The 17,535-nt window shown below is 77.5% G+C and carries 18 protein-coding genes and 1 riboswitch; of the genes, 9 read left to right on the top strand and 9 right to left on the bottom strand.

The window, feature by feature from the left end; all coding sequences use genetic code 11:
* Nucleotides 1-164 precede the first annotated feature (164 nt).
* Nucleotides 165-467 carry a hypothetical protein gene (locus tag ACK586_RS15150; protein WP_409331323.1) on the top strand — a complete coding sequence of 101 codons (303 nt, stop codon included), beginning with the start codon at nucleotides 165-167 and terminating at the stop codon, nucleotides 465-467.
* Nucleotides 468-531: 64 nt separating this feature from the next.
* On the opposite strand, the gene ACK586_RS15155 is transcribed toward ACK586_RS15150, so the two are convergent.
* Together ACK586_RS15155 and ACK586_RS15160 are read right to left on the bottom strand one after the other, a co-directional pair.
* Nucleotides 532-735, bottom strand: a complete 204-nt coding sequence (locus ACK586_RS15155; RefSeq protein WP_409331324.1) for a cold-shock protein — start codon at nucleotides 733-735, stop codon at nucleotides 532-534.
* Nucleotides 736-952: 217 nt separating this feature from the next.
* Nucleotides 953-1,189, bottom strand: coding sequence for a hypothetical protein (locus ACK586_RS15160; protein WP_409331325.1), 237 nt, complete (start codon nucleotides 1,187-1,189; stop codon nucleotides 953-955).
* Between the two features lie 111 nt (nucleotides 1,190-1,300).
* Between ACK586_RS15160 and ACK586_RS15165 the strand changes: the two genes are divergently transcribed.
* On the top strand, nucleotides 1,301-2,980 hold the full coding sequence (locus ACK586_RS15165) for a bifunctional 3'-5' exonuclease/DNA polymerase (protein WP_409331326.1): 1,680 nt from the start codon (nucleotides 1,301-1,303) through the stop codon (nucleotides 2,978-2,980).
* Nucleotides 2,981-3,039: 59 nt separating this feature from the next.
* Here ACK586_RS15165 and ACK586_RS15170 read toward each other — a convergent pair whose 3' ends face one another.
* A complete protein-coding gene (locus ACK586_RS15170; RefSeq protein WP_409331327.1) occupies nucleotides 3,040-4,887 on the bottom strand; it encodes a phosphoenolpyruvate carboxykinase (GTP) in 1,848 nt (615 codons plus the stop codon).
* Nucleotides 4,888-5,302: 415 nt separating this feature from the next.
* Nucleotides 5,303-5,446: riboswitch (cyclic di-AMP (ydaO/yuaA leader) on the top strand.
* Between the two features lie 275 nt (nucleotides 5,447-5,721).
* On the opposite strand from ACK586_RS15170, the gene ACK586_RS15175 reads away from it, so the two are divergent.
* The gene (locus ACK586_RS15175; RefSeq protein ID WP_409331328.1) at nucleotides 5,722-6,726 is read left to right on the top strand and encodes a VldE C-terminal domain-containing protein; all 1,005 of its coding nucleotides are present in this window, start codon (nucleotides 5,722-5,724) and stop codon (nucleotides 6,724-6,726) included.
* A gap of 47 nt (nucleotides 6,727-6,773) precedes the next feature.
* Here the strand turns inward: ACK586_RS15175 and ACK586_RS15180 are convergent, their stop codons facing one another.
* A complete protein-coding gene (locus tag ACK586_RS15180) occupies nucleotides 6,774-8,543 on the bottom strand; it encodes a helicase-related protein (protein ID WP_409331329.1) in 1,770 nt (589 codons plus the stop codon).
* A 345-nt stretch (nucleotides 8,544-8,888) separates the two neighbouring features.
* On the opposite strand from ACK586_RS15180, the gene ACK586_RS15185 reads away from it, so the two are divergent.
* Complete coding sequence (locus ACK586_RS15185; RefSeq protein WP_409331330.1) at nucleotides 8,889-9,713, top strand: sulfite exporter TauE/SafE family protein; 825 nt, start codon at nucleotides 8,889-8,891, stop codon at nucleotides 9,711-9,713.
* A gap of 49 nt (nucleotides 9,714-9,762) precedes the next feature.
* On the opposite strand, the gene ACK586_RS15190 is transcribed toward ACK586_RS15185, so the two are convergent.
* Nucleotides 9,763-10,683: an LLM class flavin-dependent oxidoreductase gene (locus ACK586_RS15190; protein ID WP_409331331.1), complete on the bottom strand. Its 921-nt coding sequence runs from the start codon at nucleotides 10,681-10,683 to the stop codon at nucleotides 9,763-9,765.
* Between the two features lie 165 nt (nucleotides 10,684-10,848).
* Here ACK586_RS15190 and ACK586_RS15195 point away from each other — a divergent pair, with 165 nt between their 5' ends.
* Nucleotides 10,849-11,790 carry an NAD(P)-dependent oxidoreductase gene (locus tag ACK586_RS15195; RefSeq protein WP_409331332.1) on the top strand — a complete coding sequence of 314 codons (942 nt, stop codon included), beginning with the start codon at nucleotides 10,849-10,851 and terminating at the stop codon, nucleotides 11,788-11,790.
* A 25-nt stretch (nucleotides 11,791-11,815) separates the two neighbouring features.
* On the opposite strand, the gene ACK586_RS15200 is transcribed toward ACK586_RS15195, so the two are convergent.
* Both ACK586_RS15200 and ACK586_RS15205 read right to left on the bottom strand, forming a co-directional pair.
* Entirely contained in the window at nucleotides 11,816-12,202 is a 387-nt protein-coding gene (locus ACK586_RS15200; RefSeq protein ID WP_425330382.1) for a WhiB family transcriptional regulator, read from the bottom strand.
* Nucleotides 12,203-12,373: 171 nt separating this feature from the next.
* On the bottom strand, nucleotides 12,374-13,333 hold the full coding sequence (locus ACK586_RS15205; protein WP_409331333.1) for a hypothetical protein: 960 nt from the start codon (nucleotides 13,331-13,333) through the stop codon (nucleotides 12,374-12,376).
* Between the two features lie 206 nt (nucleotides 13,334-13,539).
* Between ACK586_RS15205 and ACK586_RS15210 the strand changes: the two genes are divergently transcribed.
* A complete protein-coding gene (locus ACK586_RS15210; protein ID WP_409331334.1) occupies nucleotides 13,540-13,752 on the top strand; it encodes a hypothetical protein in 213 nt (70 codons plus the stop codon).
* Between the two features lie 48 nt (nucleotides 13,753-13,800).
* On the opposite strand, the gene ACK586_RS15215 is transcribed toward ACK586_RS15210, so the two are convergent.
* Nucleotides 13,801-14,841 carry a porin PorA family protein gene (locus ACK586_RS15215; protein ID WP_409331335.1) on the bottom strand — a complete coding sequence of 347 codons (1,041 nt, stop codon included), beginning with the start codon at nucleotides 14,839-14,841 and terminating at the stop codon, nucleotides 13,801-13,803.
* A 274-nt stretch (nucleotides 14,842-15,115) separates the two neighbouring features.
* Here ACK586_RS15215 and ACK586_RS15220 point away from each other — a divergent pair, with 274 nt between their 5' ends.
* Both ACK586_RS15220 and ACK586_RS15225 read left to right on the top strand, forming a co-directional pair.
* Nucleotides 15,116-15,271, top strand: a complete 156-nt coding sequence (locus ACK586_RS15220; protein WP_409331336.1) for a hypothetical protein — start codon at nucleotides 15,116-15,118, stop codon at nucleotides 15,269-15,271.
* A gap of 15 nt (nucleotides 15,272-15,286) precedes the next feature.
* Nucleotides 15,287-16,579, top strand: coding sequence for an MFS transporter (locus ACK586_RS15225; RefSeq protein ID WP_409331340.1), 1,293 nt, complete (start codon nucleotides 15,287-15,289; stop codon nucleotides 16,577-16,579).
* On the opposite strand, the gene ACK586_RS15230 is transcribed toward ACK586_RS15225, so the two are convergent.
* A complete protein-coding gene (locus tag ACK586_RS15230) occupies nucleotides 16,516-17,124 on the bottom strand; it encodes a TetR/AcrR family transcriptional regulator (RefSeq protein ID WP_409331337.1) in 609 nt (202 codons plus the stop codon). The genes ACK586_RS15225 and ACK586_RS15230 overlap by 64 nt on opposite strands.
* A gap of 195 nt (nucleotides 17,125-17,319) precedes the next feature.
* Between ACK586_RS15230 and ACK586_RS15235 the strand changes: the two genes are divergently transcribed.
* The coding region (locus tag ACK586_RS15235) for a hypothetical protein (protein WP_409331338.1) at nucleotides 17,320-17,535 on the top strand (216 nt) is incomplete at its 3' end.

The raw sequence follows: 17,535 nt of genomic DNA on the forward strand, positions 1-17,535 counted from the left end.
GGGGGCGGCGCGCGCCCCCGCGCCCGCCCCGCGCGCCCGCCCCCCCCCCCCCCCCCCCCCCCCCCCCGCCCCCCCCCCCCCCCCCCCCCCCCCCCCCCCGGGGGGATAGGGTCGGGCGAGTGTCCGGCGAGGTCCTCCGAGGACGACGAGGGAGGTTCCGCCCCGTGATCGACCACGAAGCCGGCGGTGGCGACGACGCCCCGGCCGCGCCGCCCGTCCCGTCGTTCGCCTCGCTGCGGTCGGTGCAGCGGCGATCGGCGATCGACCTGCTCGTCCCGCCCGCCGAGCCCTCGGCCCTCGTCGACCCCGTGGCGCCGGTGGAGCTCGGCGAGCCGGCGCGGTCCGTGCCGCGCGTCGCGGGCCCGGCGACCGGTCCGCGTCCCGCGCAGTGGGGCGACCTGTTGCGCCTGGGCGCCCGGCTGGGCGCCTGCCTGACCGATCGGCTGCGCGGGCTGCTGCGCGGCTGATCCGCCCGGAACGGCAGAGGGGCCACGGCGCAGCGCGCCGTGGCCCCTCTGTGGTGTCCGTGGATCAGACGGCGCGCACGTTCTCCGCCTGCGGGCCCTTCTGGCCCTGCGTGACGTCGAACTCGACCTGCTGGCCTTCCTCGAGGGACTTGTAGCCGGTGCCGCTGATGGCGGAGTAGTGGCAGAAGACGTCGGCGCCGCCGCCGTCCTGGGCGATGAAGCCGAAGCCCTTCTCCGCGTTGAACCACTTCACAGTGCCGGTGGCCATGCTGTTCTCGTTTCCGTGCTGGGAGGTGTCCGGGCCGGCGAGTCGCCGGTCCGGGGTCGCCGCACCGACCGGCAGGACCGAGAGGAACGTCAGGCAGAGACGACTGCGGACGTCCGAGAACGAAGCAGAGGTACGACAGCGACCGGGACCCACTGTAGTCGACCCGCGTCCGGGATTCGACGGCTCGCCGCCGATCGACCCCCGGACGAGGGGGACGTCACCAGCGCAGCGGGTGCGTCTGCCGGGACTGGGCGGTCCGGCAGGCCCGGCAGTTCCCCCACTCGACCAGGGCCAGGGGCGTGGCCGGGCCGCCGCACTCCGGGCACTCGGCGGTCCGGGGGCCCTCCGCCCGCGCGTCGGCGACCTGCCGGGCGCGCTCCTCGTGCCGGGTCTCGTCGCCCCGGCAGGGGCAGCCCAGGTGGGCGTCGGCGCACAGGCCGCGGTGTGTCGCCATGGAGGCCCCCTCGGATTTCCTGTGACGCTACCCCGGGGGCCGCCCGGATCCGGTGCACCCGGCGGAGGATCGCCGGATCGGGTCGGAGCGCCGCCGGGAGCTGTCGGCGCCGTGGGCGAGACTGCACGGGTGCACCGCGTCCTGCTGCGGCGGCTGGACGGCGGCCGCGCGGAGCTCTCCGAGCGCGCCGGACACGGGCCGGCCACGGTCACCCGCGTGGCGGTCGAGGAGCTGGCGGACGTCGTCGCCGAGCGCGAGCGGGGTGGGGACGTCCGCTGGGTGTGGGACGACACGACCCGCTGGTACCCGGCCCTGCTGGCCGCCGGGGTGCGCGTCGCGCGCTGCACCGACCTGCGGCTGTGCCACGCCGTCCTGCACCGCTCGCCGCTGGTGGACCGCGCGCTGCTCGCCGGCGCCGACGCCCCGGGCTGGACCGCGCTCGCCCCCGCCGGGCCGGGCGAGGCGGCGCTGTTCCCGCTGGCCGACCCCGCCGACGCGCTCGACCCGGCCGCCGAGGACGAGCGCCAGCAGGCGGCGCTGGCCGCCTCGCCGCACCGGGCCCGCCTGGCGCTGCTGCTGGCGGCGGAGTCCTCCGGCGCGCTCGCCGCCGCCGAGATGACCGCGGCCGGGTTGCCCTGGCGCACCGACGTACACGAGCGGCTGCTCGCCCGGGCGCTCGGGCCACGGCCGGCCGCGGGCGCGCGGCCGGCCGTGCTGGAGGGGCTGGCCGCCGGCATCCGGGCCGCGTTGCGGGCACCGGAGCTCAACCCGGACTCCCCGGCGGAGCTGCTGCGCGCGCTGCGGGTGGCGGGGCTGCGGGTCGAGGACACCCGGTCGGAGACCGTCGAGCGACTCGAGCACCCCGTCGCCGCGCCGCTGCTGGAGTACCGCCGGCTGTCCCGGCTGATGACCGCCAACGGCTGGGCCTGGCTGGACGCCTGGGTGCGCGCGGGCCGGTTCCGGCCCGTGTTCCTGCCCGGCGGGGTGGTCACCGGCCGCTGGGCGTCGCACGGTGGCGGCGCGCTGTCGGTGCCGGCGGCGGTCCGCTCGGCGGCCGTCGCCGACGACGGCTGGCGGCTGGTCGTGGCCGACGTCGCCCAGCTCGAGCCGCGGGTGCTGGCGGCCATGAGCTGCGACACGGCGATGGCCGAGGCGGCCCGGTCCGCCGACCTCTACGCGGGCATGGTCACCGCCGGCGCGGTGGCCACCCGCGCCGAGGCGAAGGCCGGCGTGCTCGGCGCGATGTACGGCGGCACCCGCGGCGAGAGCGGCCGGATGCTGCCCCGGCTGGCCCGCCGCTACCCCCGCGCCGTCGGCCTGGTCGAGGAGGCGGCGCGGGCCGGCGAGCGCGGGGAGGTGGTGCGCACGCTGCTCGGCCGCGGCTCCCCACCGCCGTCGGGTGCCTGGGCCCGGCAGGAGGCGGACCTGGTGGACGAGCCGCCGCGCCCGGGAGGCGGCGACGACGGCGATCGCGAGCGCCGCGCGTGGGGCCGGTTCACCCGCAACTTCGTCGTCCAGGGGACGGGTGCGGAGTGGGCATTGTGCTGGCTGGCCGACCTGCGCAACCGGCTCTGGCGCCTGGGGGAGGAGCGACCGGGGGAGGGCCGGGCGCACCTGGTCTTCTTCCTGCACGACGAGGTCGTCGTGCACACGCCCGCGGCGCTGGCCCCGGCCGTGGCCGAGGAGGTGGCAGCGGCGGCGGCGACGGCCGGCCGGCTGCTGTTCGGCGGGTTCCCGGTGGACTTCCCCCTCGACGTCGCCGTCGTCGGCTCCTGGGCCGAGGCCGGATGAGCGAGGACCCCCGCAGCCGGGCGGCTGCGGGGGTCCTCGGGGTGGCTCGGCCGGAGGGGTCAGTCGCCCCGCTCGGCGTCCAGCGCGGCGGCGACGCGGCGGTGCGCCGCCCAGATCTCCTCCGGCAGGCCCGGGAAGAGCTTCAGGTGCTCCTCGCGGTGGCCCATCTCCTGGCACCAGCGCTCGGTGTCGATGGTGAGGACCCGGTCCAGGTCGCCCTCGCGCAGGTCGACGCCCTCGAGCTCGAGCTCCTCGGCCAGCGGCACGATCCCGACCGGCGTCTGCCGCCCGGTGACCTCGCCGTTCTTGAGCTGCATGAGCCACAGCAGCGGGCGCAGGTTGTCGCGGTACCCCGGCCACAGGAAGTGGCCGTCCTGCGGATCGCGCTGGAACCAGTTCACGTGGGCGAACAGCGGCTGCTCCGTCGCGGCGCCGATCACCTTGAGCCAGTGCGCGGCGTAGGCGGCCTCCGGCGTGGCCATGAACGGCCGCATCGACATCGGGTCGTAGCGCAGCACGCCCTCGGTGCCCTCGGCGGCGAAGGTCGCCTCCGCGCCGAGCGTGAGCCCGTCGTAGACGCCCTCGGCGAGGTCGGTGATCGCGCGGATCAGCGGCTCGCGGTCGCGCGTGCGGCCACCGAAGATGATCGCGTCGACCGGCACGCCGCGGGGGGTGTCGAAGTCCGGCGCGATGTTCGGGACGTTGGCCAGCGTCGTGGTGAACCGGCTGTTCGGGTGCGCCCACGGCGCGCCCTTCTCGGCCTCGGACCGCTCGCTGATCAGCGTGCCCTGCCAGTCGCGCCACCCGGTGACGTCGGCCGGCGGCTCGGGGCTCTTGCCCTCCCACCAGACGTCCTGGGTCTGCTCGTTGTAGGCGACGTTGGTGAAGATCGTGCCGGTGCCCTCGGCGATGGCCTCGACCGCCGTCGGGTTGGTCGCCTCGTTGGTGTCCTTGGCGACTCCGAAGACGCCGTACTCGGGGTTGATCGCGTAGATCCGCCCGTCCTCGGGGTCGACGCGCAGCCAGGCGATGTCGTCGCCGTAGAACGTCACGTGGTAGCGGTCGCCGAGGACGTCGGGAGCCAGCGTCATCGCCAGGTTGGTCTTGCCCGACGCGCTCGGCATGCCACCGCAGATGTGGTACTTGCGGCCGGTCTGCTTGTCGGTGATCCCCAGCAGCATGAACTGCTCGGCGAGGAACTGCCCGGAACGCCAGCCGTCGTAGGCGCCCTGGCGCAAGCCGTGGGCGATCTTGCCCAGCAGCGCGTTGCCGCCGTAGGAGGAGCCGTAGTGCAGGATCGTGCGCTCGTCGGCGACGGTGACGAAGTAGCGCTGGTCGTCCGGGGTCCCGTGACCCAGGTTCTCCAGGTCGCCGGTGACGTGCACGCCGCGGACGAAGCTGTCCTGGTCGGCCAGGTCGTTGACGAACTCGGCGCCGACCCGGGCCATGCGGTTCATGTGCAGGACGACGGTGCGGGTGTCGGTCAGCTCGACCCCGGTGGCGTACTGCTCCAGCGGCGAGCCGGGCGGGGCCATGAGGTAGGGGACGACGTACATCGTCTTGCCGGCCGAGGCGCCCTTCATGCGCTCGGTCAGCAGCGGGCGCATCTCCGCGGCCGGCTTCCAGTTGTTGTAGACGCCCTTGTCGGCCTCGTCGTTCGTCGCGACGACGGTGCGCTCCTCGGAGCGCGCGGTGTCCTTGGGGTGGCTGCGGGAGTAGTACCGGCCCTCCCCGGCGGGCTGCAGCTCACCGGCCTCCAGCGCCTCCCGGACCAGCCGGGCGTCGTCGGAGGCGTGCACCACCTCGACGCGGGCGGCACCGGTGTGCTCTGCCCACTGGCGGACGAAGTCGCGGACGCGACTGTTCTTCACCCCTGCTTCGTCGAGCACGGCGTCAACGGCTGCCACGACTGCACCTCTCCCTCGCGGGACATCCACTCATCGCGCCTCCCGACGTGCGCGCTGCGGCCCGCTGGGTCGGCAACTTACCGAGCCTGCCCGGGCCGGCCGACGGCAGTGGGGGCGGAACCACCCGTTCCAGGACGGTTCTGCGGCGCTCTCCGGGGCCCGTAGGTCGTCTGGGACGTCTGCATGCCCAGGTGGGACCGCCGACGGGGCCCGCGGGTGTGTGATCCGCCACCATCCGCACGGCGGGGGGAGCCGCCGCCCTACACGGGAGGTGCCCATGGCGGCGTCGGCCGCGCCGGTCGCGACCTGACGAACGGGTCGCGCCGGATTGTCACGACTCGATAACGCGACTACCGTGGCCGCGTCCGTCCGGCAGTCGCGTCCCCGACCGGGGGAGTCCGGGCGGGCGCCGCCGAGTCGCCACGGGCCCCCTCGTGGCGAGCCGGGGACCCACCGCAGTACTGGGGTGAATCCCGTTCCGGACCCGTGTCCGGGGTGGGTAGGGCTGCTTCCCGCCCGAACCCGTCAGCTAACCCGGTAGGCGGCCGACGGAAGAAACGGAGAGCCGCCGGATGGCGTGCCCCTGCCCCGCAGCCCGACCCCGCTCCGCCCGGTCCTCCGGGAGCGGGGTCCGCCCGCGCAGCTGAGCGCCCGCGGCCGTCGGCCGCCGCCGCTCCACCTGTTCCCCTCGGCCGAGCACAGGCGCTCGGGCGGCGCCCGCGCCGCTGATCCGGAACCCGTGGAGCCCGGCCCGCCCGCCGCCCCCGCTGCCCGCCACCTCTGCAGCGCGGTCATCCCCGCGCTGCACCCCGGACCCCTGGAGCACCTGTCCCAATGCAGCACCCTCCCACCGACGGCGACGCGGGCACGCGCGTCGATCCCGAGACGGCCCCGCTGACCGTGGCGCTGCCCGCCCGGGCGGCCCGCCGCCGTCCCGCTGCCCCGCGCCGCCGGCCGGCCCTCTACGTCGGGGTGGCCGCGGCGGGCGCCGTGCTCGTCAACGTCCTGGTCGGCGTGGAGCCGGCCGCGCAGGCCGAGGCCGAGCCGTCGGAGTCGGTGGCCGTGGCGCGGGCGCTGGGCCTGACCGCGCAGAGCGCGCCGGCGCAGGCCGAGCCGGACCTGCAGCCGCTGTCGGAGCTCGCCGCCAGCCGGGGGTCGCGGGACGCCGCCGAGGCCGCGGCGGCGCAGGCCCAGGCCGCCGCCGACCAGGCCGAGCTCGACCGCCGGCGCGCGGAGGAGGAGGCAGCCGCGGCCGCCGCCGCTGCTGCCGCCGCCCAGGCGGCGGCGGAGGCCGAGGCGGCTGCCGCGGCGGAGGCGGCCGCGGCGGCGGAGGCCTCGGGCGGCTCGGGCGGTGCGGCCTCCTCGGGTGGCTCGGCCTCCTCGGGCGGCTCGGCCTCCTCGGGCGGCTCGGCCTCCTCGGGCGGCTCGGCCTCCTCCGGCGGTGCGGCACCGGCCGCGGGCGGCACGGCGGCCACCGCCGTCGCCCGGATCACCAACACCGCCGGACCGGTGTCCTCGCGGGTGCAGGCCGCCGCGAACGCCGTCGTCAGCAACGTGCCCGGCGCCGGCTCGATCTCCCTCGGCGGCACCCGGCCCAGCGCTGCCGACCCGCACGGGCACCCGTCGGGCAACGCGCTGGACTACATGGTCATGTCGAACAACGCCCTGGGCGATGCGATCACCGCCTACCACATCGCCCACTGGGCCGAGCTGGGCGTGGAGTACATCATCTGGGAGCAGCGGATCCTGCAGTCGCCGGGCGGCTCCTGGTCCACGATGGCCGACCGGGGCGGGGTCACCGCCAACCACTTCGACCACGTGCACGTGAACTACCGCTAGGTCCGGCGGGCGCCGGCCGGTGGCGCTGCCCGGCGGGAGCCGCCGGGTCAGCCGCGGCCGCGCGGGGAGCCCCGGCGGCCGCCGAGCGCGCGGCCGGCGGCACGGCCGGCGGCGCGGCGTCCCCCACCGGCCGGTCGCCGGTCGCCGTTCCCCCGCCCGGCCGGCCCGCTGCACGGCCGGCAGGTGGTGAAGCGGGGTGCGACCGGGCCGCCGCACGTCCGGCAGGTGGCGGCGCGGACGGTGGAGATCGCGCGCGGCAGCAGCAGGGAGATGCTCTCCGCGCACTCCTCCTCCACCCAGGCGGCGTCGTCGTCGGTCAGCCCGGCCACACCCGGGAACCGGCGGAGCAGGGTCTGGGCGTCGCGGGCGGCGGCGGCCGCCTGCTCGAAGTCCTCGACGGTGCCGCCGCGGGGCACGTCGGGCAGCACGGTCTCCGGCGGGACGGGGAGGCCGACGGCGTGCTGCAGGGCCGCACGCGCGAGCGTCAGCCAGCGGGTGCGGCGCGGCGGGTCGTAGTCGACGGCGAGGTTGACCAACCGCCACACGGTGTCGAGGTCGCCGGCCGCGCCCAGCGGTCCGCGCAGCAGCGCCTGCACGCGCAGCACCAGGCTGCTGACGTCGTCGGCGGTCATCGCCTCGTCGCGGGTGGCCGACCGCGCCCAGGCCATCCACCGGGTGAGCGCCTCGGGCAGGTCGACGGCCTCGACGGCGCCGAGGTCCTCGAGCTCCGGCCGCAGCCGCGGCGCCCGCTTGGGCAGATCGCTCACGGCGTCGCCGCGGGCCACCGCGGCACCGGCGGCCAGCAGGCCCTGGTCCGGGCGCAGCCCGGTCACGCCGGTCAGCACGCCCACCCGGCCGTGCCCGGTGAGCCCGTACCGGCCGGCCCGCCCGGCGATCTGCGCGGTCTCCCAGGACCGCAGCGGGCGCACCCGCTCCCCGTCGAACTTCGTCGTCTCGGCGAACAGGACGGTCGTGGCCGGGACGTTGATCCCGTGCCCGATGACGTCGGTGGTGACCAGCACGTCGAACTCGCCGGTGGTGAACTGCTCGATCACCTCGCGGCGCGTGGCCGGGGGCAGCGCGCCGTAGAGGACACCGACCTTGCCCGGCCGGTGCGCGTGCAGCGCGGCGGCGACGGCGTAGACGTTCTTGCGGGAGAAGGCGACGACGAGCGTCTGCGGCCGCACCGTCTCCGGCCGGACCGGCGCGTGCAGCACGTCGAGGCGGGACAGCCGCCGGTGGGCGACGACCCTGACGTGCTCGGCGTCGGACACCAGCGGCTTCAGCAGCAGGTAGGCCTCGGCGGCGGAGATGAGGTGCATCTCGCGGTACTCGCCGGTGAGCAGCAGCCGCGCCCAGTGGTGGCCGCGCTCGGGGTCGGCGACCCAGTGCGACTCGTCGAGCACGAGCAGGTCGCCGCGCATCGGCGCCTTCTCCACGGTGCAGCAGACGATGGGCGCGCCGGGGTCGATCTCCTCCTCGCCGGTGGACAGGCCGACGGTCCCGGCGGGCAGGGTCGCCGAGAGCTTCGCGTAGGCCTCGTGGGCCAGTTGCCGCAGCGGCGCGGCGTAGACGCCGGACCCGCCGGCGGCCAGCGCCTTCAGCGACTCGTAGGTCTTGCCGGAGTTGGTCGGGCCGAGGTGGAAGACGACCTCGGCCGGGCGGACCGCCCGGACCGGCAGCGAGGGGGCCGCCCCCTCCACCCAGCTCTGCTGCGCCAGCCGCTCCTCCCGCGCGGCGGCGCGGGAGGCGTCGCGGGCGGACTCGCGGCCGGAGCGGTCGCGGCGTCGGGCGGTGTCGGTTCGGGGCGCGGTCACGGGCAGGCAGGGTCCTTCGGGGGCCGGGTGCGGTGGGCACGGGGGAGGGGTCGACGCCGCTCGGCGGGCGGACCTCCACGGGTCAACACCGGGACGACCCGGTCCATGCCCGTGCGCCGGCCAGCCTAGGCCCCCTCGGACCGGGCACCGGCCGGGACCCGGGCGGTGCCCGGTCCGGGTCCGGGGCCGGGCCACCTGCGAGACTCGCCGCGGGTGACGTCCGGTACGGCGGGGTAGTCCCGGGATCCGGCCCCGGCGTGGCCGTGGAACCCCCGCGCCGGGGCCGTGACCGACCCCGGTGGCAGGTGCGCGGCAGGGGCCGCGGGTCGGAGCGGGGAGGCAGGGATGGAAGCCGCGCTGTCGGCGGCCTGGCTGCCCGCCGGTCTCTCCGCGACCACGCTGGCCCTGCTCCTGCTGGCGGCGTTCGCGGCCGGCTGGATCGACGCGGTCGTCGGGGGCGGCGGCCTGCTGCAGCTCCCGGCCCTGCTGCTGGTGCCCGGGACGAGCCCGGTGCAGGCCCTGGCCACCAACAAGCTGTCGTCGGTGTTCGGCACGACCACCAGCGCCGTCACCTACACCCGGCGCGTCCGCCCCGACCTGCGCACGGCGCTGCCCATGGCCGCCGTCGCGCTGGTGGCCAGCGCGGCCGGTGCCTCGGTGGCCGCGCTGCTGCCGGCCGACGTGTTCAAGCCGGTCATCGTGGTCGCCCTGGTCGGCATCGGTGCGTTCACCCTGCTGCGCCCGTCGCTGGGGGAGGTGACCGCGCTGCGGTACACCGGCCGCCGGCACCACGGCACCGCGATCGGCATCGGCGCCGTCATCGGCTTCTACGACGGGATCCTGGGGCCCGGCACCGGCTCGTTCCTGGTCTTCGCGATGGTGTCGCTGCTGGGCTACGACTTCCTCAACGCCAGCGCCAAGGCCAAGATCGTCAACGTCGCCACCAACCTGGGCGCGCTGGCGGTCTTCGTCCCGACGGGGTCGGTGTTCTGGGGGCTGGGGCTGCTCATGGGCGCGGCCAACGTGCTCGGCGGCTACACCGGCGCCCGCACCGCCACCGCCCGCGGCAGCCGGTTCATCCGGATCGCGTTCCTCGTCGTCGTCTCGGCGCTGATCCTGCGGCTGGGCGCGGACGTGTGGAGCGAGAACCTGCGACCGCTGTGGTCGTGAGCCGGCCGGGAGGGAGCGGCGCGCGCGATCGGCACCGGGCCTCCCGCGGTCACGCCAGGCGCGGCCGCACCTCGCGGGCGAAGACCTCCAGCTGCCCGACCGGGTCGCGCACCGGCCACAGCAGCACCCGCTGCACGCCCGCGTCGGCGTAGGCGGCCAGGGTCGCGGCGCAGGCGTCGGGCGTCCCGACGAGGACCCGCCCGGCGAGGTCGGCCGGGTCGCGGCCGAACGCCGGACCGAGGTCGTCGGCGAGCACCGCCCGGGCCTGCGCGGCGTCCTCGGTGACGTGCAGGTACATCGACGAGAGCGTGTCCGGGAACGACGCCGGGTCACGGCCGTGCGCCGCGAGGTGCCCGTCCAGCCGCGCGCGGGCCTCGGCGAAGCGCTCCGGGGTGGTGTTGAAGGCCGAGGCCAGCCAGCCGTCGGCGACCGCCGCGGCCCGGCGCAGGCGCGCGTCGGAACCCCAGCTGCCGGACCAGATCTCCGGCGGCCGCGCCGGCAGGGGGCCGAGGCGGATCCCGGTGCCGGGATAGACGTCGCCGTCCTCGGCCGGTTCGCCGCGGACGAGAGCGCGCAGCAGCCCCAGCCCCTCGTCGAAGCGGGTCCAGCGCTCCTCGAAGGGCACCCCGACCGCGCGGTGGTCGTCGGCGGAGGCGCCCGGCCCGACGCCGCCGACGACCGGTCCGCCGGCGACGGCGGCCAGCGAGGTGAGGGCCTTGGCGAGGACGACGGGGTGGCGCACCGTCGGCAGCGCCACGCTGGTCACCAGGGCCATGTCGCCGGCGTGCTCGGCGACCGCGGCCAGCGCGACGACCGCGTCCAGCCAGTCGCGGTGCCAGACGAGGTGGTCGCTGGCGGCGACGGCGTCGAAGCCCAGGTCCCGGGCGCGGGCGGTGCAGGCGCGCAGCACGTCGGCCGGGGCGGTCCCGCCGCCGAGGTCGGCGACCGGCAGGTGGACCCCGAACCGCATGGCACTCCCCGTACGTCGTGGCCGCCCGGGTCCGGACGGTCCGCAGCGATCCAAGCAGGTGCGCCGGGGCCGGGCGGAGCGGGCGGGGCGGGACCGGGCAGGCTGACGCCGGCGCCGGCCGAGGTCCGGCCGGTGCCCCGCCCGCCCCGAGGGAGAGGACCTGCGGTGAAGCTCCTGCTGCCCGACTCGCTGCCCCTGGCCCCGCAGCTGCCCGACGGGGTCACCGCCGTGATCTACCCGGCGGGTGCGCCCGTCCCACCGGAGCACCGCGACGCCGAGGCGCTCGTGGTGTGGGGCAGCTCGGTCGCCGACCTGGCCGACGCGGCCGGGGACATGCCCCGGTTGCGCTGGGTGCAGTCGCTGGCCGCCGGGCCCGACGCCGTCCTGCGGGCCGGCTTCGCCGACGACGTCGTCGTCACCTCGGGCGCGGGCCTGCACAGCGCGACGGTGACCGAGCACGCGCTGGCGCTGCTGCTGGCCCTGGTCCGCCGGCTGCCGGCGGCCGCGCGGGCCCAGGCCGAGCACCGCTGGGCACGCGAGCTCGGTGGGTTGCAGCCGCTGCACCCCGAGGGGGCGGTGACCACGCTGCTGGACGCCCGGGTGCTGGTCTGGGGCTTCGGCGCGATCGGGCAGACCCTCGCCCCGCTGCTGCGGTCGCTGGGCGCCGACGTGCGAGGGGTGGCGCGCTCGGCGGGGGAGCGGTCGGGCTTCCCGGTGGTCGCGGAGGCGGACCTGGAGGCCGAGCTGGCCGGCACCGACGTCCTGGTGATGGTGCTGCCCGCCACCGACGCCACCCGGCACGCGCTGGACGCCCGGCGGCTGGCCGCGCTCCCGGCGCACGCGCTGGTGGTCAACGTCGGCAGGGGCACGACGGTGGACGAGCGGGCGCTGGCCGGGGCGCTCGGCGCCGGCCGCCTCGGCGGGGCGGCGCTCGACGTCACCGAGACCGAGCCGCTCCCGGCGGACTCGCCGCTGTGGGACGCCCCGGGCCTGGTCCTCACCCCGCACGCGGCCGGCGGCCGGCCGGTCGGTGCCGATGCCCTGATCGCGGCGAACGTCGCGGCCCTGCGGGAGGGCCGGGACCTGCGCAACGTCGTGGAGCGCTGAGCGGCTCCCGCGACCTGCGCCCGCGTCAGGCGGACAGCGAGCGGCGCTGCAGCTTCAGCCGGCGCCGCTCGCGCTCGGACAGGCCGCCCCAGATGCCGAAGCGCTCGTCCTGGGCGAGCGCGAACTCCAGGCACTCGGCCCGGACGGTGCAGCCGCTGCACACCCGCTTGGCCTCCCGGGTCGAGCCGCCCTTCTCCGGGAAGAACGCCTCCGGGTCGGTCTCGGCGCACAGGGCGTCCAGCCGCCACGGCTCCTCGCCGGCGTCGGCACCGGCCCAGGCGGGGGAGGGCACCCCCTCGGGAGCGGCGAAGCCGTCCCACGCCTCGGCGGGCGCGGGGTCGGGCGCGTACCAGTGGTCGGTGAGGGTCGAGCCGGGGATGAGGCTCAGGTGGGAACGCGTGGGGGAAGGCACGGGGGGCTCCTCGGGACGGGTGCGTGGCTTCGTCCGTCAGGTGTGACGGAGGGGTACGCCCTGGCTGCTGTCCGTCACGTTACGGAGGCGGGATCGCGCGGTGCATCGCCGCAAAGCAACGAAACGGCGCCGTCCGCTTGGCGGATCCTGCCCGCTCGGCCCCGCCTGGGGTCAGGTCGTGCCGGGGAGGTCCGGTCCCTGCCGGCCGGCAGGGCGCAGCCTGCCCAGCCAGGCCGCCAGGCGGCCCACCGGGAGGGCCGGCGCGGGCTCGGGTACCTGCCGGCGCAGGGCCGCGCGGCGCTCCTCCAGCTCGGCGACCTCCGCGAGCAGCCCGCGGCGCCGGGTCGCGGCCTCCCGGTCCAGGCGGTCGCGCGCCGCGGCCGCCGCATCGTCGGCCCGGCGCCGCTGCTCGCGGCCGGTGCCGTGCAGGGCGACGATCTCGGCCCGGGCGGCCGCCACCGCAGCCGAGGCGTCCTCGGCGGCCCGCCGGCGGGTCCGGGCGGCGGCGTCGGCAGCGCGCTGCTCGCAGCGGCGCACCTCGGCCAGCCGGGTCGCCACCTCGGCGCAGGCCCGGTCCCGGAGCGCCCGCCCCTCGGCCCGCGCGCGGTCGGCCTCGGCGGTGGTCCGGGCCGCGAGCGCGGCGGCCCGGGCGGTGGTCGCGGCGGCCCGGGCGGTGGCCGCGGCCAGCGTGCGGGCCGCCTCCGCGCGCAGCGCGTCCGCGGCCGCGGCGGCGGCGTCCCGCTCGGCGCGGGCCTCGGCGCGGATCTCCTCGGCCTGGTCGGCGGCGTCGGCCAGCAGCGCCCCGATCCGGCGGGAGGTCCGCAGCAGCTCACCGCCGCCGGCCGAGTGGCTGCCCAGGGCGCGTGCCTCGTCGAGCTCGGCCCGCAGGCGCAGGTGCCGGCCCATGAGGTGCTCGAGCTCCCGCTCGGCCGTCGCGAGCTCCTCCTCGGCCCAGCGCACGTAGGTGTCCACCTGGAAGCGGTCGTAGCCGGCGACGGCGCGGGTGAACATCGGCGCGGCGCCCAGGACGTCGGCCAGGTCCCCGGCGACGTTGGGCCGCCGCGGGCCGGCCGGCTCCGCCTGGACGACCGCCGCGCGGACCGTCTCGTCCACCGAGAGCCCGAGGCCCATGGGTGCTCCCTCCGCGGTCGGATCTCCGGCTGCCGACGCTAGGGCCGGGGGGGCCGCCGCGGGGCTGCCCGCAGAGCCGCTCACCCGGAGGGCGGCGGGGACGACCCCGATCGGGGTGCCCGGCCGGGCACCGCTCGCGCAGCGTGACGCGGAAGCGCCCGGCCGGGGGATCGGCCGGCGCGGCGAGGTCGGGCAGGGTCGGGGGCGTGCCCGCCACCCCGACCCCCGCCCCGGGGGAGATGACCGTCCCGCCGCTGTTCGGCTGGGAGCAGCTCGCGGTCGTCCTGCTGGTGCTGGTCGTCCTCGTGCTGGCCGTCTCCCTGGTCGCGGCGGCGCGGGCCGGCCGCGGGAACCGGGCGGAGTTCGCGGCGTGGCTGGAGGCGCGGTCGACCCGGGACGGGACCGGGCGGCCGGGCTGAGGCGGCGCCTTCGCCAGCGGCGCCGCCCGCGAGCGGCGCCGTCCGCGGTCAGCCGGCGTGCGCCCCGGTGGTGCCGGCCGGACGACGGGCCGCGCGCCGTGCGAGGAGCAGCGCGCCGAGCAGGCTGAGCACCCCGAGGACCGTCGCCACGATCGGCAGGATCGTCCCGATCGCGGCGAGCAGGCCGGAGTCGTCCCCCACGTCGTCGCCCCGCTCCTCGATCGAGTCGTCGGTGGAGTAGACGTCGATGGTGGCGAAGGGCACCTCGACGACCGTGATGCCCAGGTCGAGGGAGCCGGTGATCTCCTGGGTGCTGCCACCGGCGATGGTGGCGCCCAGCTCCTGGTCGGCGTCGACGTAGGTCGTCGTCCGCGACGTCCAGGCGATCGGGATCTCGGCGGGCAGGGAGGGCAGGACTCCCGGCAGCGCGTCGAGGAGGGACTGGTCCACCAGGCCGGTGAGGCCTCCGGCGAGGTCCGTCAGCTGGTCCCTGGGCAGCGCGGTCGGCAGGCCCAGCGCCTCGGGGTCGGCCAGCTCGCCCTCGGCGACGGACTCGTAGCGGTAGACGTCGCGTCCGCCGAGGGTCTCCTCGCCCTCGTAGGTCAGCGGGGCCGCCTGCAGGGTGTACTGGTCCCAGTACTCGTAGGCGCCCTCCTCGGTGGAGGGGTCGACCGGCAGCGTGAAGACCAGGCCCTCGGCGGAGGTGACGTCCTCGGCGCCGTCCGGCGCCGGGCGCGCCTCGGCGGTCTCGCGGTCGACGGCGAAGCGCACCTCGGTCACGGCGGGCTCGGAGTCGCCGATGGTCCGCTCGTCGGTGCGCAGCACGATCTCCGTGTCGCCGTCGACGGACTCGGACTGCACGCGCCGGGTGGCCTCGATCGGGACGTCCTCCAGGACGACGTCGCCGCCCTCGCCGGACAGCACGCCCGGGTTGATCCCGTCGTAGGTGCCCGCGAAGCGGAGGGTGACGTCGAGGTCCTCGGGGAGCTGGGTGGCGCTCGGGACGACGACGAAGCGGACGACGGCGGCGGCGACGATCAGCAGCACGCCGACGACGGCCAGGACGAGGGAACTGCGGGTGACTCTCACTGCGGGGGGCTCCGAGGTCTACGGACGGGCGACGACGGAGAGTGTGCGCCCCGGCCTGCGCGTCCGTCCCGCCGGGGGAGCCGGGCGCGGTGGGCGCGTGCGCGTCCCTACCGCGCGGCGTCCGGCGGCTGCACCGGGTCGCCGCGGTCCCGGCCCAGGGCCGCTCCCCGGACGGGCGGACGGGACCGGGCGTCGGTCCGGGGTGGTCCGCGGGGCCGGGGCGCGCTACGGTCGCCCAGTCAGTCCGAGAATCCAACCGGCCGGGGGGTCCGCCGTGCCCGTCCCGAGCTCCGCCGCACCCGGCGATCCCGGCGTGCAGCGCCGCACGCTGGCCCTGGCCGCGGCCAGCACGGTCCTCGTGCTGGTCACCTTCGTGACGCCGCTGGCCACCGGGGTCCGGACCGCGGCCGCCCTGGGCTCGGGCCTGTGAGCCCAGGCCTGGGCGCTGAGCGCGATGAGCGTGGGGCTGGCGGCGACGCTGCTGACCGCCGGGGTGCTCGCCGACGACCTCGGCCGGCGGCGGGTGTTCGCCGCCGGTCTCGGCGTGCTGGCCGCGGGCGCGGTGGCCGCCGGGGTCGCGCCCTCGGCCGGCTGGTTCGTGGCCGGGCGGGTGGTGCAGGGGATCGGCGGCGCGGCGGTGCTCGCCGGTGCGCTCGGCCTCATCGGCGCCGCCTTCCCGGCCGGTCCCGCGCGGGCACGGGCGACGGCCGTGTGGGGCGCCAGCGTCGGCGCGGGCACCGGGGTGGGCGGCATCGCCGCCGTCGTCCTGGACCCCGGCGACGGCTGGCGGGTCACCTACCTCGCGACCGCGGCCGCTGCGGCGGTCCTCGCGCTCGCGGCGGTCCGGCTGCCGGCGGAGCCCGGCGGCCTGGCCCGGCGGGCGGTCGACGTCCCCGGCGTCGTCCTGCTGGCCGGCGGGACCAGTGCCGTGCTCGCCGGCCTCGTCGAGGGGCGGGCCGGGTGGGGGCGCCCGCAGGTGGTGGTCCTGCTCGCCGTGGGCGCGCTCGCGCTCGCCGGCTTCGTCGTCGTCGAACGGCGGGTGCGCGCGCCCACGCTCGACCTGCGGCTGTTCCGGTCCCGCGGCTTCACCTCCGCCACCGTCGGCGCGGCGGTCACCGGCGCGGCGGTCATCGGCCTGAGCTCCTACCTGCCCACGGTCCTGCAGCGCGGGCTGGGGGAGAGCCTGCTGGCCGCCACGCTGCTCGTGCTCGTCTGGTCGGTCGTCGGGACGGCGACCGCGCTCGCGGTGCGCTGGGTGCCCGGTCTGGACGGCGGCGTGCTGCTGGCGCTGGCGCTGGCGGTCTCCGCGGCCGGGCTCGCCGTCCTCGCGGTCCTCGGGCCGGAGGCGACCAGCGCGCGGCTGCTGCCCGGCATGGTGGTCCTCGGCGTCGGCTACGGAGCGGCCAACGCGGCACTGGGCCGGGAGGCCGTCGCCCACGTCCCCGCGGCGGCGGCCGGGATGGGCAGCGGGGCCAACAACACCGCGCGCTACCTCGGGGCCGCCGTCGGCGTGACCGTCGTCGTGCTGGTCGTCGGTGCCGGCGAGCCCGAGGGCACGGCCGCCGGGCTGCTGGCGGGCTGGAACGCGGCGGCGCTGGTCGCCGCCGCGACGGCGCTCGCCGGCGCCCTGGTCGTCGCCCTCCTCCGGCCCCGGGCGCCGGCCGCGCCGCGGAGTCAGGGTGCTGCGGGACCGCCGTCCTCCGGGACGAGCAGCGGCGCCACCATCGCGTCCACGTAGCGCGCCAGGACGTCGAGCTCGGCGCCGGAGATCGCGCGGGTCCCGATCGAGTCGCGCAGCGAGCACACCCCGGCGATCAGCGCGGCGAACAGCTCGGCCCGCAGCGGGGCGTCGTCCCCGCCGAGCCGGCCGGCCAGCAGCTCGGTGTAGCCGGCGTGGATGCGGTCGCGCGCGATGGCCCGGACCAGGTCGGTGCCCGCCCCCGCGACGAGGGTGGCCATGCTGCTGGCCCGCATGTCGGCCGGGGCGTCGGGGTCCAGCGCGCGGCGCAGCAGCGCGTGCGGGAGGTCGGCCAGCGGTGTCTCGGCGATGGTGCTGTCCGGTCCGGCCGGTTGTAGCGCCTCGGTGAGCAGCGCCTCCTTCGATCCGAAGTAGCGGTACACCAGCGCCTGGTTCGCGCCGGCCGCCGAGGCGACGTCCCGGGTGCTCACGGCGGCGACGCCGTCCCGGGCGATGAGGTCGCGCGCCGCGACCAGCAGGGCCTCGCGGGTGGCGGCCGCGTCGCGACGCCGCGGCCCCTCGGCCGCCCGGTCCGGGTCGGTCACGGCTCCCCCTCCTCCCACGCCGCCGGACGTGCCCGGCCGGCGGCGTCACCCTAGTGACCGCGGAGGTGCCGGCGGACCGCCCGTCGCCCGATGTAGTCAGTCGTTGACTTCGTCGGGCACAGCCGCCTAGGCTCGAAGTCGTCAGTTGACTACATTGCTGTGCCGGGTCCCCGGCACGCTCCAGGGAGGCCCGGCGTGGACGTCGAGGACATGATCATGATCAGCATCGACGACCACGTCGTCGAGCCGCCGGACATGTTCGCCAACCACGTGCCCGAGCGCTGGAGGGACCACGCACCCAGGTCGATCGTGGACGAGAACGGCTACGAGAAGTGGTGGTTCCAGGGGAACTCGATGGGCACCGTCGGGCTCAACGCCGTCGTCGGCTGGCCCAACGAGGAGTGGGGCCTC

Origin of the sequence: Trujillonella humicola, assembly GCF_046233715.1 — a bacterium.
GTDB lineage: Bacteria > Actinomycetota > Actinomycetes > Mycobacteriales > Geodermatophilaceae > Trujillonella > Trujillonella humicola.

Bases quoted from the DNA above. Each gene is read 5' to 3' on its own strand.
- ACK586_RS15155 (WP_409331324.1), bottom strand. From the start codon at position 735: ATGGCCACCGGCACTGTGAAGTGGTTCAACGCGGAGAAGGGCTTCGGC.
- ACK586_RS15160 (WP_409331325.1), bottom strand. From the start codon at position 1,189: ATGGCGACACACCGCGGCCTGTGCGCCGACGCCCACCTGGGCTGCCCC.
- ACK586_RS15175 (WP_409331328.1), top strand. From the start codon at position 5,722: ATGCAGCACCCTCCCACCGACGGCGACGCGGGCACGCGCGTCGATCCC.
- ACK586_RS15185 (WP_409331330.1), top strand. From the start codon at position 8,889: ATGGAAGCCGCGCTGTCGGCGGCCTGGCTGCCCGCCGGTCTCTCCGCG.
- ACK586_RS15190 (WP_409331331.1), bottom strand. From the start codon at position 10,683: ATGCGGTTCGGGGTCCACCTGCCGGTCGCCGACCTCGGCGGCGGGACC.
- ACK586_RS15205 (WP_409331333.1), bottom strand. From the start codon at position 13,333: ATGGGCCTCGGGCTCTCGGTGGACGAGACGGTCCGCGCGGCGGTCGTC.